At 45.4% G+C, this 15,434-nt stretch carries 16 protein-coding genes; 4 read left to right on the forward strand and 12 right to left on the reverse strand.

The features are described 5' to 3' along the window. Positions 1-51: 51 nt before the first annotated feature. From AC6CIF_RS24325 to AC6CIF_RS24345, 5 genes are all read right to left on the reverse strand, one after another. Positions 52-1,272, reverse strand: coding sequence for an MFS transporter (locus AC6CIF_RS24325; protein WP_498201834.1), 1,221 nt, complete (start codon positions 1,270-1,272; stop codon positions 52-54). A 33-nt stretch (positions 1,273-1,305) separates the two neighbouring features. Then, positions 1,306-1,905: a TetR/AcrR family transcriptional regulator gene (locus AC6CIF_RS24330; RefSeq protein ID WP_498201955.1), complete on the reverse strand. Its 600-nt coding sequence runs from the start codon at positions 1,903-1,905 to the stop codon at positions 1,306-1,308. A 195-nt stretch (positions 1,906-2,100) separates the two neighbouring features. After that, on the reverse strand, positions 2,101-2,277 hold the full coding sequence (locus tag AC6CIF_RS24335) for a hypothetical protein (RefSeq protein WP_498201835.1): 177 nt from the start codon (positions 2,275-2,277) through the stop codon (positions 2,101-2,103). Between the two features lie 36 nt (positions 2,278-2,313). Further along, entirely contained in the window at positions 2,314-2,490 is a 177-nt protein-coding gene (locus AC6CIF_RS24340; RefSeq protein WP_498201836.1) for a hypothetical protein, read from the reverse strand. A gap of 151 nt (positions 2,491-2,641) precedes the next feature. Next, complete coding sequence (locus AC6CIF_RS24345) at positions 2,642-3,058, reverse strand: VOC family protein (RefSeq protein ID WP_498201956.1); 417 nt, start codon at positions 3,056-3,058, stop codon at positions 2,642-2,644. Positions 3,059-3,336: 278 nt separating this feature from the next. Here AC6CIF_RS24345 and AC6CIF_RS24350 point away from each other — a divergent pair, with 278 nt between their 5' ends. Further along, positions 3,337-4,092, forward strand: a complete 756-nt coding sequence (locus tag AC6CIF_RS24350) for a class I SAM-dependent methyltransferase (protein WP_498201837.1) — start codon at positions 3,337-3,339, stop codon at positions 4,090-4,092. A 107-nt stretch (positions 4,093-4,199) separates the two neighbouring features. Here AC6CIF_RS24350 and pbp4 read toward each other — a convergent pair whose 3' ends face one another. Then, positions 4,200-6,287: a penicillin-binding protein PBP4(5) gene (pbp4, locus tag AC6CIF_RS24355; RefSeq protein ID WP_498201838.1), complete on the reverse strand. Its 2,088-nt coding sequence runs from the start codon at positions 6,285-6,287 to the stop codon at positions 4,200-4,202. 177 nt (positions 6,288-6,464) lie between these two features. Between pbp4 and AC6CIF_RS24360 the strand changes: the two genes are divergently transcribed. Then, positions 6,465-6,869 carry a CBS domain-containing protein gene (locus AC6CIF_RS24360; RefSeq protein ID WP_047840578.1) on the forward strand — a complete coding sequence of 135 codons (405 nt, stop codon included), beginning with the start codon at positions 6,465-6,467 and terminating at the stop codon, positions 6,867-6,869. A gap of 113 nt (positions 6,870-6,982) precedes the next feature. On the opposite strand, the gene AC6CIF_RS24365 is transcribed toward AC6CIF_RS24360, so the two are convergent. The 3 genes from AC6CIF_RS24365 to AC6CIF_RS24375 are packed head-to-tail and all read right to left on the reverse strand — an operon-like array spanning position 6,983 to position 8,371. Beyond that, a complete protein-coding gene (locus AC6CIF_RS24365) occupies positions 6,983-7,423 on the reverse strand; it encodes a tetratricopeptide repeat protein (protein WP_498201839.1) in 441 nt (146 codons plus the stop codon). Next, a complete protein-coding gene (locus AC6CIF_RS24370) occupies positions 7,420-7,869 on the reverse strand; it encodes a hypothetical protein (protein WP_498201840.1) in 450 nt (149 codons plus the stop codon). Before AC6CIF_RS24370 ends, AC6CIF_RS24365 begins: the two co-directional genes overlap by 4 nt. A gap of 25 nt (positions 7,870-7,894) precedes the next feature. After that, the gene (locus AC6CIF_RS24375) at positions 7,895-8,371 is read right to left on the reverse strand and encodes a GyrI-like domain-containing protein (RefSeq protein ID WP_498201841.1); all 477 of its coding nucleotides are present in this window, start codon (positions 8,369-8,371) and stop codon (positions 7,895-7,897) included. Positions 8,372-8,588: 217 nt separating this feature from the next. Between AC6CIF_RS24375 and AC6CIF_RS24380 the strand changes: the two genes are divergently transcribed. Further along, entirely contained in the window at positions 8,589-9,191 is a 603-nt protein-coding gene (locus tag AC6CIF_RS24380) for a hypothetical protein (RefSeq protein ID WP_498201842.1), read from the forward strand. Between the two features lie 235 nt (positions 9,192-9,426). Next, positions 9,427-11,667, forward strand: coding sequence for an S-layer homology domain-containing protein (locus AC6CIF_RS24385; RefSeq protein WP_498201843.1), 2,241 nt, complete (start codon positions 9,427-9,429; stop codon positions 11,665-11,667). A gap of 143 nt (positions 11,668-11,810) precedes the next feature. On the opposite strand, the gene AC6CIF_RS24390 is transcribed toward AC6CIF_RS24385, so the two are convergent. From AC6CIF_RS24390 to AC6CIF_RS24400, 3 genes are all read right to left on the reverse strand, one after another. After that, positions 11,811-12,797: a phosphotransferase enzyme family protein gene (locus AC6CIF_RS24390; RefSeq protein WP_498201844.1), complete on the reverse strand. Its 987-nt coding sequence runs from the start codon at positions 12,795-12,797 to the stop codon at positions 11,811-11,813. 405 nt (positions 12,798-13,202) lie between these two features. Further along, on the reverse strand, positions 13,203-13,751 hold the full coding sequence (locus AC6CIF_RS24395) for a hypothetical protein (protein WP_498201845.1): 549 nt from the start codon (positions 13,749-13,751) through the stop codon (positions 13,203-13,205). A gap of 4 nt (positions 13,752-13,755) precedes the next feature. Beyond that, the gene (locus tag AC6CIF_RS24400) at positions 13,756-15,339 is read right to left on the reverse strand and encodes a glycosyltransferase family 39 protein (protein WP_498201847.1); all 1,584 of its coding nucleotides are present in this window, start codon (positions 15,337-15,339) and stop codon (positions 13,756-13,758) included. Between the last annotated feature and the right edge of the window lie 95 nt (positions 15,340-15,434).

Raw genomic sequence — 15,434 nt, forward strand, 5'->3', positions numbered from 1 at the left:
TTATTTGGTGTTGAAGCATTGATGTGGAAGCTTTCTTTTCCAATTATAAAATTACATTTCAGCCTTCGGTTGGTTCACCGCTTTGGCCCCTCTGAGTACCCGCAGGGATAACAGGAAACAGATCGCCAAAACGGCAGCTGCCGAGACGTAAGGATAGTTAATATTCACATCAAATAGTGCTCCAGCTACAATTGGACCCGCGATATTCCCCAAACTGGTATACGCCGAGTTCAGTCCGGCCACAAAGCCCTGTTGTTCTTGTGCTAGTTTGGACATCTGTGTACTGATCGCCGGACGTAAAATGTCCATACCTAGAAAGACGATAAACGTTACGACAAGAATGAGCCAGTACGTATGCACAAACAAGGTCAACAGTACAAATACGGCTACAAACAACAGACAGACCGAAATGACCATCTTTTCACCAAACCGATTGAGCAACCAACCGATCAGGGATACTTGCACAACCGCACCCGCGATGGAACCAAATGTAATGATAAATGCAATGTCTTTGGTCGTGAAACCAAACTTGTGATCCACAAACAGTGAAAATACCGTCTCATAGTTCGCCAGACCAAATGCCATAACAAACACGATAATCAAGCTGAAAAAGTACGGTTCACGGTACGAATTCAGCAATTGGGATACCATACCTGGAGCTTTAACCTTCTCTGCACCAGCCACAGGTTTAGTTTGCTCTCCTGTGCTTCGCGTGGATTCCGGCAAAATAATCAATGTAATGATGGATGCCAGCAAACCGGCAACCCCAGCGGCGTAGAACGGAATTCGAATGCCAAAGTCCGCGATGTATCCACCAATTCCCGGGCCGATGATAAAGCCGGTTGTAATCGCTGCATTAATCAATCCCATACCTTTGCCGCGTTCTTCCTCTGTTGTAATATCTGCGGTATAAGCCATAACCGCCGGGAAGATCATTGCCGCACCAATACCGCCTAACATCCGGGCTGCGAAGAGCAAGACTGGTGCATTGACCGCACCAAACATAAACTCCGATACGGCAAAGATCAGCATGCCGCCAACGATAATTTTTTTACGTCCCCATGTATCCGACCAACGACCCGCAAGCGGGGAGAACAGAAACTGGGTGAAGGAAAATGCCGCTACCAGCAATCCAACCGTGAATCCGGTGATATGCAGTAGATCCATATACGCAGGCATGATCGGCACAACTAGACCAATACCCGTAAAAACAAGAAAAATATTAAACATTAACAGCAGCAGTGCGCCCCTGTTCCGTGTAAGTAATGCCATGAATTCCATCCTCCGTAGTTGTCAAAATGTTGCTTAATCTTTATCTTTTGCAATCCCGTGCAAGAATACACTGGCAGCCTGGCGGTATAACGCAAGAGCCTGATCAGGCTCCATCCCCCGTGACATCTGACTAAGACCAATAATGGTACTTTCCAATATAAGCGCGAGATTATTTACATTGTCTGCTTTGAACTCACCGCTCTCAATCCCTTGTTCTATCATTTGTTTATTAAATTGAATATGCCGCTCAAACATTAAGGAGATCCGCTCCTCAATATCATTTTCTTTCTTTTCCCCTGTGAAAAACTCATCAGCAGCCTTTGTCAGCGGGTGATTCATGTCATCCATGACAAGTTGTTCAGCCAGCCCGTAAATCTTCTCCGTGGAGGTGCGATACAGATGTTCTTTGGCCGCCCAGCTCTCTTCCCACTCCCGGTCCCACTCATCGATGAGATAGAGGAACAGACCTTCCTTACTTTTAAAATGGTAATATATATTGCCCTTGCTGCTGCCCGTCGCAGCTACAATATCCTCGATGGACGTTGCTTTATAACCTTTTTGTACAAAAAGGGCTTTGGAAGCATCCGCAAGTTTTTTCTTGGTCTGCTCGGTTTGAAGTTGCTTTTTATTCATATTCATTCCATTTCACTCCGTCCCATGCATACTGAACATTCGTTCTGTATTTTAACAGATACATCGAATATAAGCAATCAAAAAGGAGAGTTGGCACATAAGCCAACCCTCCCTCTACAATTATTTCACTTTTTTTACCTTGACCATGCAATGTCTTCAACTGACCATCCTCGTATGGTACCTCTATCTAGTTTATTATTGCTGTCCTGCGCGCACCCGGATGTTGCCCAGTTCGTTGGCATTGATCGCGAATGCATTACCGCCCTGTCCAACCGAAGCTTTGGCAGACTGTCGTGCCTGGAATTTCAAACGGCTTTTGTCCACGTCCACCCGGTTAACCTGTTTTGCTTTCTTTCTGCGTGTACTCATCATTCATCCCCCTCCCCACTTCTCTTTTCTGCTGCCAGACTAACGTCTGCGAGAAGAACGGCGACCTTTCTGTTTCATGATCTGCACGTTAACTGCATTACTTGCAAGTACGTTACCTGAGTCAGCATAGCCCTTCGCCGTTTGGTGAATCTGGATTACGATATAATGCTTTTTACCAATACGATAGCGATAACTTTTCACGTTTGAACGAGTCATGGTCATCTCCCTGTGATCGTTTTTAACAAGCTCGGGTTATCCTATTCATGTCCATGTACATGGGGATGTGTGAATGCATACTTCCGATAATAAATGGATGCAAAAAAACCTTCCTATAAACTATAGGAAGGCTCTACTTATTTTCATTTTGTCACGCCGAAGGAAAAGCGCTTAGATCCATATAGGAGACTTCCCACAGATGATCATCCAGATCCTGAAAACTCCATCCATACATGAATCCATGATCCTGTGGTTCGTTGGATGGCTTCGCTCCTGCATCAAGGGCAGCTTGTACAATCAAATCTACCTGCTCACGGCTATCTACAGACAGGGCAACGATGACTTCGGTTGTATCGGCAGCATTGGAGATTTTTTTCGAGATGAAGGATTGGAAACGTTCCTCCACCAGAAGCATGGCGTAAATATTTTCCCCGATGATCATACAAGTAGCAGATTCGTCCGTAAAATTGGCGTCAAACTCAAACCCCAACTTGGTAAAAAATTCAACGGATTTCTTCAAATCTTGAACAGGTAAATTGACAAAAATCTGCTTAGCACGAATAGCCACCATAGATCACCTCGAACTCATAGAATAGATTCCACCTCAAAATAACACCTCGCGAATACGCTGTCAATTGAATATAATGGAGACATTCCGACTTGTGAGGTGACATGGATGTTGCTCCGAATTGTTCGAAGTAATTAGTCGTCGGGCTGGGTCAAAACGCGTACCAGCTATCAAGGGCTACGTCTGTCCAATTTGATCCTATTCGACCATTTACATTAGAACGATTAGCACAACTCTCTTGTCCTGTTCAAACAAACTCACATTGGAGGAATATGAAAATGAAAAACAAAATAGATTACGCTGACTTTTATGAGCGCGTAGGCCGGACGAATGGCTGGAACTTCAGCTCCATGAACGTTGTCTCGGAGAAAATCGGATGGAACTTCTATGAGGAAGTTGTTCGTCATACGCGATCGTCCGATCTGTTGCTGGATATCGGAACGGGTGGTGGAGAAGCTATTCTGTCCATTGCGGAAGAAACTTTATTGCTGGTGGGAATTGATCTCGCTCAAGGAATGATTGAGACCGCACAGCATAATCTTCAGGCTATGGGGGGTCATTCCAATGTACGCTTTCTTCATATGGACGCAGAAAAACTGCATTTTCCAGATTGCTTCTTTAATGTGGTATCTTCCAGACACTCTGGGTTCTCTGCTTCAGAAGTATTTAGGGTTCTTGCTCAGGGTGGGATATTTCTAACCCAGCAGGTCAGCGAACATGATAAATCCAACCTTTCAGAAGCTTTTGGCCGTGGACAGAGCCTTGGCATTCAACCTGGCACATTGATGGAACGATACAAGCATGAACTTCAAAAAGCAGGTTTCCATGACATTCAGGTCCGTGAATATAATGTGGTGGAGCATTATGCTACACCCGAAGATTTGATGTTTCTCCTAACCCATGCACCCATCATTCCTGATTTCGGGAAGGTAGACACTGACTTCGAGCGATTCCAGCAGTTTGTGAATGAACATCACGACGAGAAGGGCATTCGTACCAACTCGGCACGCTTCATAATCACTGCAAGGAAATAAATGATTCCATATTGAATAAAATAAAAAAAGGCCCAGTCACATGTGAGAACCATAACATGGTGACCGGGCTATTTATTATGCTTGCGAAGCTATATATTAAATCAGAGTTACTGCGTAATCTCCAACTTTTCCAAAAAAGGCTTTAATTTATCCACGACATAGTGGCTCCCACCTCGGCCGTTCACCTCTTCAATGACAGCGGATAACAGGAAGGTAGGAGAGTCGGTATCAAACACTACGAAAAATCCGTTTTCCTGCCCCTTCTCTCCCTTCTTTGCTTTCAGTTCCGCTGTTCCCGTCTTGCCCGCGAGTCCTCCAGGAATTGAATTCAAGGTATGGGCGGTACCTCCCTGCCGGGAAACAACTTCTCCCAAAGCATCCTTAACCGTATTTGCGGCTTCCGGAGTAATAATTACCTCAGGGTCAGTGCTTTCTTTTCCCTCGATTAGAACAGGTTTCACCAGCTTCCCTTCATTAATAAAAGGTGTAAATGACGATGCCAGATGAATCGGGGACATCAACATCTCCCCTTGCCCGTAGGACGTATCAGCGAGCAACACCTCGGACGACAGATTCAGATTCGCTTCGTTGGCATATTGGCTCGGCTTCAGATACAGTTCATCCAGTCCAAAGTTATCGCCAAAACCAAACTTCTGAATCCCATCAATAAACTTGGCACTGCCCATCTCGATCGCTTCCATGGCAAAGTAAATATTGTCCGAGTACACTAGTGCATCGACCATGTTAACCGGGGATAAACTCTTCACACGCTTGACATAATAACCGCCCCAACTATCGTCTTTACGCCATTGCAAGCCAGAGATATCATGGGTTTTGTCCGCTCTGGTCACCTTCTCCATCAGTCCCGCTGCGGCAGTAATCGCTTTGAAGGTTGATCCTGGTGCATACCGGGTAGTGACTCTGTTGATAAAAGGAAGTTTCTCATTCGCCGAATAAGCATCCCACTCTGCCTGAGTAAGTCCTGTAACCATCTTGTTCGGGTTATAGGAAGGCGCACTGACCAACGCCAGCAGGTTGCCGTCCGTCGGATTCATCAGTACCATCGCACCGGCGTCTCCACCACTGGATAAAGTCTGATACAATTTCTTTTGCTGTTTGGAGCTAATCGTCAGCTGAACATTCTGTCCATCTACAGCTTCCTTGCGAATAAGCTCAGAACGGGAGTTACCGGATTCATCGGTGATTTCGATCAGACCACCACGTTCACCACGCAGTTGCTTCTCCATGGACTGCTCCAAACCCGCTTTACCAATCCAATCCTCTGCGCGATAATACCCTTCCGTATCCTTATCCAGATCTTCCTTGGTGGCTTTGCGCACGTAACCAATCAGGTGCGCAGCCGCCTCGCCGAGTGGATAATAGCGGATTTCCTTGCTTTGCATCGTAACTCCGCTTAAAGATTCTGGTACGTCAAACTCCTCCGTTGAACCAATCGGGACAAAATACTCCGGCTTCACCCATGTCTGCGCAAGCGCCTTCTGAATGGCATCTTCCGAAACCTGATAATGGCTCGCGATTCGGGCAATCATCTGATCCGGGTTATCCCCAAGTTTCTCAGGTACAATGCCCCATTCATTCATCGTGCCCTTGGTAGCAAGCGGCAAACCATCACGATCCACAATGTCTCCACGATCCGGGAACAGTGTCCTCACTCGTACCTTACTGCCCTTAACCATGTCATTCAGGATCAGCGAAGGCTGCCAGTTAATTTGCCAGTTTTTGCCCCCGTCCTCAAGCTCGTGCCGGACCAGTTTCAATGTATGCGTCTCACTGACTTCTCCCAAAAAAGTTGTCAGTTGCAGATTATAATCCACCTCATACGTATCCGGGTTTTGTTTCTCTGCATCGGTCTTACTGCCATCGGAAGCCGTTTCGGCAACATCCACAGGTTTAACCTCCGCCTTGATGGTGGATACTTCCATACCCGAATAGATCGCATTGTATTTCTCAACAAATTGTTCCTTGTTCATGCCCGACTCTTGCAGCGAAGCAGGTGTCATCAAGGTGTACAACTGGTCAAATTCTTTTTTTTGCAGATGCTCTATGTACTGATTCACGGTAGTCTGGGGTTTGGCCTCTGCTTCTTTGTTATTCTGCATGTATAGATACATTCCGATTCCACCTGCAAACAAGATGGGCAGCAGTCCGTACATTAATTTACGTTTTGATTTCATGGTTACATCACCTCTAATATACACTATAGATTTCCAGAGCCATTTAAACAATGAAACAAATCTGATGAATTTATCATTAAAAATAGCCGAAAGCTCACATAATATGTTTAAATAAGGAGAGTGAGATTACATACTAAAGCTTTTTTGCTATGCAAAAGGCTGAAAAGGAGCCCGATGATGGAAATCAGCTATTTTTTACTCCCCAAAGCCGAAGTGGCCTATATCAAGTCTACCGCTTCCATGAAAGATGCTATTGAGCAATTGGAATCGCAACACTACACCGCCATTCCCGTGATTGACCAGGATGGAAAATATGTTGCTACCCTGTCCGAAGGCGATTTGTTATGGAAAATGCGAAATACACCCGGATTGACTTTTGATACGATGGATCAGGTTCAGGTCCATGAGATTAACAATCGGGTATATAATGAATGTGTATTCATTGAGGCTGAAATGGAGGATATGCTGACACTTGCAGCAGACCAAAATTTTGTGCCCGTGGTGGATGTCGATCGTGTCTTCCTCGGTATTATCCGTCGTAAGGATATTATTGAATACTATACGCGTAACATTTCGGATTAGATGAAGTCAAACATCCTGTAATAAACGAATATTCAACTCGAAAGGGTACTCCTGTGGTCATGTTTGGCCAAACCGGGGTACCCTTTTCGTTTCATGGTAGGGTCGGAATCACTCTACTTTCTCTTGGCGCGCTCTTCCTTATAATAGTTCAACACGTCCCTTGGGCTTCCCTGAAATGCACGCTCTCTGCCAAACTCATACGCCTGATGCAGATACGAATACGCCTCGTCATGCTGTTCAAGTCTCATGCAGATCATGCCGAGATCGATCAACGGACTCGTATTTCTATCTGAACTCCGCGTACTTAACGATATCTCAGCCCACGGCTTCGCCAGTTCATACTGCTTCAGATCGATATGTGCATTCGCATGGCAGGATGCGATCCAGCTTGCAATCTCCCATTCCATCTTCGGCTCGGGCAACATGCCCCATGCCTGATCATAATAGATAAGTGCTTGTTCATGCTGCTGCGTCTCATCCAGTACATTACCGGCTTCTACCGTTTCTACAATTTGTCGCTCCAGTTCGGCATGTTCCGGTGTTAGATCTTTCATTGCACCGTATCCTCCTCTAGAACGAAATACCACTCCAGAAAAGCATTGAAATCAGCCCACTGCGGCTCACTCTCACCATTAAGAAACCGTTCAATCGATTCACCCAGTTCCACCAGCACCACTTCTCCCGTCTGACGGTTGTAGAAAAATCCACCTTCACCTTCAAAACTGTCCAGTGGAATATACGCCTCGGGAAGTCCCAGTGTAAGCTGTGCTACATTCATGTCTTCCATATACACGGTGTTCTCCATAAACCAGCAGATCTGATACAACTCCTGATGCCTGCTGTAGAAAGTCGGTCCATCCTCTGCATGTAGATAAAATTGTGCAAAATCCGATTGAAGATCAATTCCAAGCTTCCGCAATGCTTCTTCGTAGGCTGCTGGAACATCTTTATGCCACCAGCCTTGCTCCTGGCAATGATCAATTACTTTATTGGATAACATCGCAGACCTCCTAATTCAATTTTGCTCACACAGATTTTACAGGTATCCAGACTTGGGGAGGTGTGCCATCACCTTTGTACACTTCAAGTTCTGGAATCCCTGCATGCTGATATGAAGTGGAAGGAAACCACTCTGTCATAATATAGTGCCACAACCGTTGTATCGCCTCCGGCATTAATTCATCCGCTTCAAATACAACCCAATGGGACGCGGGAAGTTCGATGGACACCAAACCTTCAGGCACTTCACCTGAGTAAGAGGTAGCAATCCAATACTCCATCTGATTGTCCTTCAGCTCTCGCTGATCTACACAGATGCCTACCAAACCGGGAATGGCTCCGTTGTTGAACCCGTTTAAACGTTCCTCAATTCCATCTACCAAAGCATCCTGCCACATCTTAGGAATCTCTCTTAAATTATCACCATCCACACAAGAGAACGTTCGTTTGATGCCTACAAAGGTAAGAGACTGTTGTTCGATCACATGTTCATTCACATTCATTAGATGGACTCCTCTCCGAGTCCTACAGTTACTGTATCAAAAGAGTAGGTAGATTGGAAATAGTGCCAGTACTCCTGTTCATATGAGAAGAAAACTACCTACCACTCGTTCCGACTCGATGTTGGGAGATGGAACTACCGGGTTCATTTCCTTATTCTGGTGCAACTTTATTCTTACTCGTTCGTCTAACTACTGACCAACAACTAAGGAGATGACTATGCGAATAACTTGCAGCCCCGGTTTCCCAGGAAGCATGATTGGATCGATTGATCTTCAGCCATCGAAGTATTACACTTCACCTTCCAGTAACAGTAAGATCACAGAATATGTTGACCCCGAACTCATTACCATTCCCTATGTGGAAGATCCGGAATTCGGATCACACTTTGACAACATGAAGGTTATGAACGGAACTTATAAAGATGAAATGCATGTGAGCTATGATGTCGAATTTACGATTGATGTGGACAAAAAAGGTTACATTACGCAATTCGAGCATACGTTCCAGCTGGAACGTTATTTGGATCTGGTGCGAACGCAATCCTATAAAGTGATCAAGACAAACTGGCGCGGACAAACATTTCACGTGATGACGTATAGTTACCTGGAGGAAGTCATTCATCCGAAAAATGTTCTTTTTAAATGTAACCTCGCAGAAGACGTATTTGTGTTAGCTGAACTTGTCTCCAATCGCTCAGATGAAAGCGTAACTGAGCACGGTATCAGGGATCTGCATTTCCGTGCATTAATCTCGGCACGAGATGATCTGTACCCATTAGATTATATGTGTGAGCCTGATTTCGACCTGAGTCTCGACTAAAAGTAGATACATATGTAGAAAGAGCATAAGCTGTCCCGAATCAGCGGGGTAGCCTGTGCTCTTTTTTCAACAAATGAACCACCAACTCCCTAATTTAAACACCCTCCTTTATATGCTCGGCCTTATGCTCTCATGCCTGGCTCTAAGCAAAACCAGCTGTAATGTCGATGAATATACCATAATGCTGAACATGCATATGTTCTTCGTACGTTCAGATATGAGAGGGGTTGGAAACATGGTTTACCGGAAAAATAAAAAGCATTCACTGTTCACTCTGCCCTTGGCAGGGCTGCTGTTTCTGTTATGGGGTGCTCAAGCGGCACATGCGGAACAGGTCGACAGTTTGTTACCTGAGCGAAGTCAGCAGGAGATCATTCAAAAGTGGAATCAGTGGATGAATGGCAATGATACATCTCCCCTGTATACAGAGATACCTTCGACAAGTGCTGCCTACTCTGCTGGTGTGGTAAGTGACGCCTATCTGGAACAAGGGCTGAACGCAGCCAACTTTTATCGTTTTATCACGGGGCTACAGGGCGATCTTGTCCTTGATCCTACCTTGAATCGTCAAGCCCAGCATGGGGCTGTTGTGGTCTCCACGGGTGGATACCTGTCCCATTATCCAGAGCAGCCAGGAGATATGCCAAAGGATTTCTTTGATACCGGTTTAAAGTCTGCCAGCAGCTCCAATCTGTACCTTACCAGCAGTGCCAAGAATAACGTCCTGACAAAAAGCATACAGGCCTACATGAATGATTCAGACGCCTCCAATATTGATCGACTCGGTCATCGGCGCTGGATTTTGAGTCCACAACTGCAACGAATCGGTTTTGGACTCGCCACTCGTAGTGAAGCAGGCAAGACATATGATCAGTACTATAGTGCCATGCAGGTATTTGATAAAAGCAGAACTGGGGGAACTTCGTTCAACTACAGCCTGTTCCCGAATCAGGGCGCATTTCCAATCGAAGCCTTTGGCAGTACACAGGCCTGGTCTGTTCAACTGAATACAGATGTATTCGCGAAACCATCACTATCTGAGGTACAGGTCGAGATGACTCGAACTTCCGATCAACGTACGTGGACCTTTAATGCCAAGAATCAGAATAGTGGCTTTCCAACCGGTTATTACAACGTGGACCCTGCGGATAAACAATGGTTTAATCAAGCCTATTTCAATGTAGAGACAGGTGGATATGGATATGGCTACGCCATCATCTTCCGTCCGGACGATGTGCAATTGTTAAAGAACGGCGATACGTTCAACATTCGAATTACAGGTCTGCAAAAGAAAAATGGTACAGCAGCGGAGATCTCATACTCCACACGTTTCTTCCATGTTGACGGTGTTCAAGATGCCACTCTTACCCGTATAACGCCAGGACAACAAAACCTGAACGTCCGAGCAGGAGAACAGATTGATCTACCTTCAATCACTGCAGTGAATGATAACGGAACATCCTATGTTCCACAATCTAACGTTTCCTTCACCACGACGTCAGATCGCATTGCCATCAAGGATGGAAAAATCATTGGACTTCAGGCTGGTAAAGCCGAAATTCGGATTCGTTTTGAAGGGAAAGAAGTGGTTGTCTCTGTTACGGTCACGGGAATCCCCCAATTAACTGATATCCGTACACATTGGGCGAAAGATGCCATTCAATGGGCCGTTCAACAGGAGATGGTCAGTGGATACGAGGATGGAACGTTCAAACCCAACAATCAGGTGAGTGAAGCCGAATTCCTCTCCATGTTGTTTAAGCTGTATGCGAATTCCGATGTCATTCAGAGCATTGATGCTGCAGAGGGACAAGCTATCCAAGGAAACATCTGGAGTGATCGTTATTATACCTATGCTTCCGCGTTGAATCTGAAACTGGATGCCAGCAAACAAAATCCGAAGCTGCGCAATCATGCCTTGAACCGAACAGAAGTAGCCGTAATCGTGGCGGGGCTTGGCGGTAAAAATTATACCCAGGATGAAGATGCCATCCGGTATCTGCTGAACATGGGATACTCTTCCGGCAAAACTGCAGCTACGGTGCAAGGTTATGCGGGACAAGAATCCTTGACCCGGGCTGAGGCTGTTGTTTTTCTCCAGAACCTGAAGGAAAAAGGCTTCGAACTATGGAGCAGACCGAAGAATGCTACTGAAGCTACCGAGAATGAAAAGAATGGCGGACTACCGGATCAGACCATGAAAGCAGTATATTCTGTCGATCACACGCTGGTCCTTCAAGGTACATTCCCGGCGTATGCCAACCAGACGATGCCAATTAAAATCCATGGTCCTTCGCCTGCTGTAGAGCACATCCAGACGCAGCAGGTTACAACAGATGCTTATGGCAATTTTAAACTCACGGTAAGTAACCTTGATGCAAAGGAACTTAACCTCTATGTGGACGTACGCGAAGATTATTCCTACTGGATCAGTGTAGAGGCGGGGCGAACTGCGATAAGTGATTATACCGAGTAACATGTAAAAACCAGCTTAGGAATTCTACATTGAATTCCCAGCTGGTTTGTTTGTTATGAGGACTGATTATGGTATGAGACATGACATACGTTCAATGTTCAGTGTTCAATGTGTTGGTGGATATAACTTTTTACGTGTAGACTTTAAATCGGATGACCAAATTGCTCTGCCTTTTCATTCATTATCCTCGCTAACCTCGCTCTTAGTCCGCTCATCCACTCCGGCTCATGTGACCACTGCTCTGCAACAGATCGAAGCATACGCACATAACCGTACAAGTTGGCAAAACGGCGACAAGCGGGGAACATACTCTCCAGATCATAACGTTCTCCCGCCTTGGACCAATACCCGTTCAGGAACAATTGCTTCTTCTGCTCCCATTGTTCAGGCTCGATCTCCTCACGTAAACTATCCAGACTCTGTTCCACGTCCATCGCGTACCAGTGATACATCGAGTCATCAAAATCAATGGCATAACAAGACTGGCTATCTTCGTCATAGAAGACATTATCCAATTCAAAATCGTAGTGGATGAGTCCGAAATTTTGCTGGGTCATCGGCCAAGTCGCAAAATATGTTCGGAGAAACTCCACCTCGTTCAAAGCAGCCGTTTCACCAGGAAAACCCTTCAGGATCTCCTGCATCCAATCCAAAACCTCCGTATAGGTCCAGCGTTTCTCCTTCTGCTCAGGCATGAATGTACGTGATAAATGATGCAGCTCACCCAACGCCTGACCATAGCTGTACAGGATGGAGTCATTCAAATCAATGCTTCCTAACTGCGATCCGGGTACTCGCTTGAATACGGAAGAAAAGTACGTTCCCCATGGCGTGTGAGCCTCTACGAGTTCTGCCCCTGAATGGGCAGGTACAGGCTCCATGGCTCCATACTGATTCGTTCGAAGATAACGGAGGAACTCCAGTTCAGCGCTGAGGTTGCTTCGATTTTTTTCCTCTACCGGGGCAAATCGAAGCAATCGCACTTCCCCCTGATCTCTGAACGGATACACGGCATTGGAGGATATACGATAATACTGAAACATGTCCAGCGATTCAGGATCATAACTCCAATTCTTTAGAATCATCTCGGCAAGATTATTATGTTGAAATAAATATTTTAATGTTAACATGGGTATTTCTCCTTTTTGATCATTTCATGTGGATTGCTCGTAGGCAACGAATGTCTATTTTTGCGCGCAAAAAGCCGCAGGCTATGCCTGCGGCTTTTAAAAGTTCTGAGTGTATGAGAAATTTGCACAAGCAAATAAACCTCGCATACGCCAGAAAAAATGAGCAGTTATATCCCTATATATCAGCAGATCTCAGATCGACTGGGAAACTGGATGTGTCCCACACTGTATCTGAATGATCTGCCGGAATTATTCAGTTTATACTTACCTTCATTGTAGTAATGGAACATGCCATCTTAGACCGTCGTTTCATGACGCTCACTCCCTTCAAAAAACCAGTTGTTACCATAATAGCCGATAAGCCAAATGTAAGCAATTACAAAATGACGATAATCCCATCATTTTTTACTGGACAACCATCACCCGTTCCACTGTCTCGGTGTTGTCCTTATACCACACCATCACGATGTTTTCTTTTTGAAGATCAGACACTTGAATGGACGAATTCGCACGTGGGCTGGAATTGCCCGAACCCGGCGTCCCGATGCCTTCAGTGATAGCAACATCATCACCTATATTCAACTTCATCTCCATTTCGGTATCCTTCCACTCCATGCTTGGAGATGAGGTATCCTGCACCTCAAGTAACGCCAGCGTAACTGTGTTTCCATTCACGGAGATGACTCTACCAGTAATGTCGGCATTCATCATCCCCTGCGTCATGCCAGGACTGCCTGCTCGATCATTCATGCCCGCGGTGCCTCTTCCACCTCTCGGTGTTCCTCCATTCATTCCCAGGCCACCACCATTTGGCATACCGCCACCGTTCATGCCTTGCACAGAACTGGTCTTGGTAATATTCTGAGCGGTTATCACATCACAGGCCGTAAGCATAATCGAGCACCCCAGCAAAAGGAGTATTGTAACCGATGTGAAATATTTATTTTTTCGCATATGATCACCTTTTTCTCAGGGAATATTGCCCAAAGGTACCTTTACGATGGAATATGAAGTCATACGTATCTTTGAACCCCATATAGGACAGCACAACCAACAACGGATATACAGGGTAGATGTATCTCGACTTAATCTCCCACAGAATATAAAATCCGATGAATCCGAGAATGACCAGGATTAAGGAGACTTCATCATACCGTTTACGACGAATTCCACCAACCAACCGGATGGAAATAAAACAGTACATCAAAAAATTCATCACATATACGATCCAGAGCAAACCTGTCCGATAAACCGAATCCCCTTGTAACAGTTTTGTTATCGCATTGGTGTAACTGTAGGAGCCTGCGATTCCGCCTCCCCTTCCTCTTCCGGCACCCATGGAACTTTCATTGCCGATTCCGTAGCGGTCCATCTGGTACGTTCCTTCGGTCCAGGTCCATATAATCTTTTTGTAATACATCTGCACCAAGTCATTCGCACTTGCTTCAGACAACTTGTTGCTGATCTCTTGTTTGAATAATACTGCGCTCTCTGCCTTACTGTAGTTAGCCTGCCTCTGATAGATCTGATAACTCTCCATATTGTCCCAGAAGCCAAAACGCTCAAGATTAATCCCCATATTCAGCCACATATAGACCGGTGCAGCATTCTCTCCGACAGGGTCGCTCACAGCACCGGAGGATTGAAGAACCGCATTCTGAGTCCAGGTTGGTACATTAAACAACATAGCTAGCACACCGATGGAAATCACAACTTTCTTCGCTCCGATGCTCCGCATATTCAGCAGGATATATATGATGGCAGCGATTAGCACGATCACGCCAATGCTTCGGAAGTAATTGCCCAACGTGAGAAAAACGGCGGCAATAACAATTGTTTTCCAAGACTTTTCACGTACAAAACGAATAACAAAGTATAAACAAGATGTCAGAAATGCTGTAGCAACCACATCGTTATAGATCAGGTTGTTCAGGAATAAGGAAGGCAGGTACGTGGCTGCAAAGATTAACACACCGTAATCACGTTCCGTGGATCTGTCGTTCACTTGTTTGTAGATAAGATAAATCATGAACGTCGTTAATGTTGAAAACAAAATATTAAAAAGTTTGATGACCAGATAGTTGTCCGGGAACAGGTACAGCAATGTCTTCAGGTACAACACGATCGAGTAGTTAAACGGGAACATGTGCAGATAACCACCCACTTCAAACGAAGAGTAGTCTTGGTCATACAGCATGTTCATGGCGAGTGAGAGAACGGTCTGTGAATCATCGGTGGGTACTCTCGGAAATACAAAAATGATGATGATCTGAATGACCAGAGAACATAACAGCACAATCGGAATGACAATCTTTGGGCTGTATTTGTTCAGCTTCAGACATAGAGTGTATAACCCGACACCTGAACCAAGAAGCAAAAGAATGACCGGGAGAAAAACACTCCACTGCTGCATGCCCAAAATGGGATTGTCCCCATACAATGCATAGTTATACTGTGCCCGCACCAACAAGGACGAGGCAATAAACACCGCAACAAACACGAGCAAAATGAGATAAAACGACTTATGCAGCACCTTAGACATGCGAAAACTCCTTTTCGATTACAGGATTCCGTGAGTATTATAATGGCTCTGGCTGAAAAATCGCTGAAAGGGAGTAACGCTTGCAATCGGTGCGG

It is taken from the genome of Paenibacillus sp. GQ49 (assembly GCF_059759055.1).

What these genes read in the sequence shown, in the direction of transcription:
- AC6CIF_RS24325 (WP_498201834.1), bottom strand. Translation starts at nt 1,272, where the DNA reads ATGGCATTACTTACACGGAACAGGGGCGCACTGCTGCTGTTAATGTTT.
- AC6CIF_RS24330 (WP_498201955.1), bottom strand. Translation starts at nt 1,905, where the DNA reads ATGAATAAAAAGCAACTTCAAACCGAGCAGACCAAGAAAAAACTTGCG.
- AC6CIF_RS24335 (WP_498201835.1), bottom strand. Translation starts at nt 2,277, where the DNA reads ATGATGAGTACACGCAGAAAGAAAGCAAAACAGGTTAACCGGGTGGAC.
- AC6CIF_RS24340 (WP_498201836.1), bottom strand. Translation starts at nt 2,490, where the DNA reads ATGACTCGTTCAAACGTGAAAAGTTATCGCTATCGTATTGGTAAAAAG.
- AC6CIF_RS24350 (WP_498201837.1), top strand. Translation starts at nt 3,337, where the DNA reads ATGAAAAACAAAATAGATTACGCTGACTTTTATGAGCGCGTAGGCCGG.
- pbp4 (WP_498201838.1), bottom strand. Translation starts at nt 6,287, where the DNA reads ATGAAATCAAAACGTAAATTAATGTACGGACTGCTGCCCATCTTGTTT.
- AC6CIF_RS24360 (WP_047840578.1), top strand. Translation starts at nt 6,465, where the DNA reads ATGGAAATCAGCTATTTTTTACTCCCCAAAGCCGAAGTGGCCTATATC.
- AC6CIF_RS24365 (WP_498201839.1), bottom strand. Translation starts at nt 7,423, where the DNA reads ATGAAAGATCTAACACCGGAACATGCCGAACTGGAGCGACAAATTGTA.
- AC6CIF_RS24370 (WP_498201840.1), bottom strand. Translation starts at nt 7,869, where the DNA reads ATGTTATCCAATAAAGTAATTGATCATTGCCAGGAGCAAGGCTGGTGG.
- AC6CIF_RS24375 (WP_498201841.1), bottom strand. Translation starts at nt 8,371, where the DNA reads ATGAATGTGAATGAACATGTGATCGAACAACAGTCTCTTACCTTTGTA.
- AC6CIF_RS24380 (WP_498201842.1), top strand. Translation starts at nt 8,589, where the DNA reads ATGCGAATAACTTGCAGCCCCGGTTTCCCAGGAAGCATGATTGGATCG.
- AC6CIF_RS24385 (WP_498201843.1), top strand. Translation starts at nt 9,427, where the DNA reads ATGGTTTACCGGAAAAATAAAAAGCATTCACTGTTCACTCTGCCCTTG.
- AC6CIF_RS24390 (WP_498201844.1), bottom strand. Translation starts at nt 12,797, where the DNA reads ATGTTAACATTAAAATATTTATTTCAACATAATAATCTTGCCGAGATG.
- AC6CIF_RS24395 (WP_498201845.1), bottom strand. Translation starts at nt 13,751, where the DNA reads ATGCGAAAAAATAAATATTTCACATCGGTTACAATACTCCTTTTGCTG.
- AC6CIF_RS24400 (WP_498201847.1), bottom strand. Translation starts at nt 15,339, where the DNA reads ATGTCTAAGGTGCTGCATAAGTCGTTTTATCTCATTTTGCTCGTGTTT.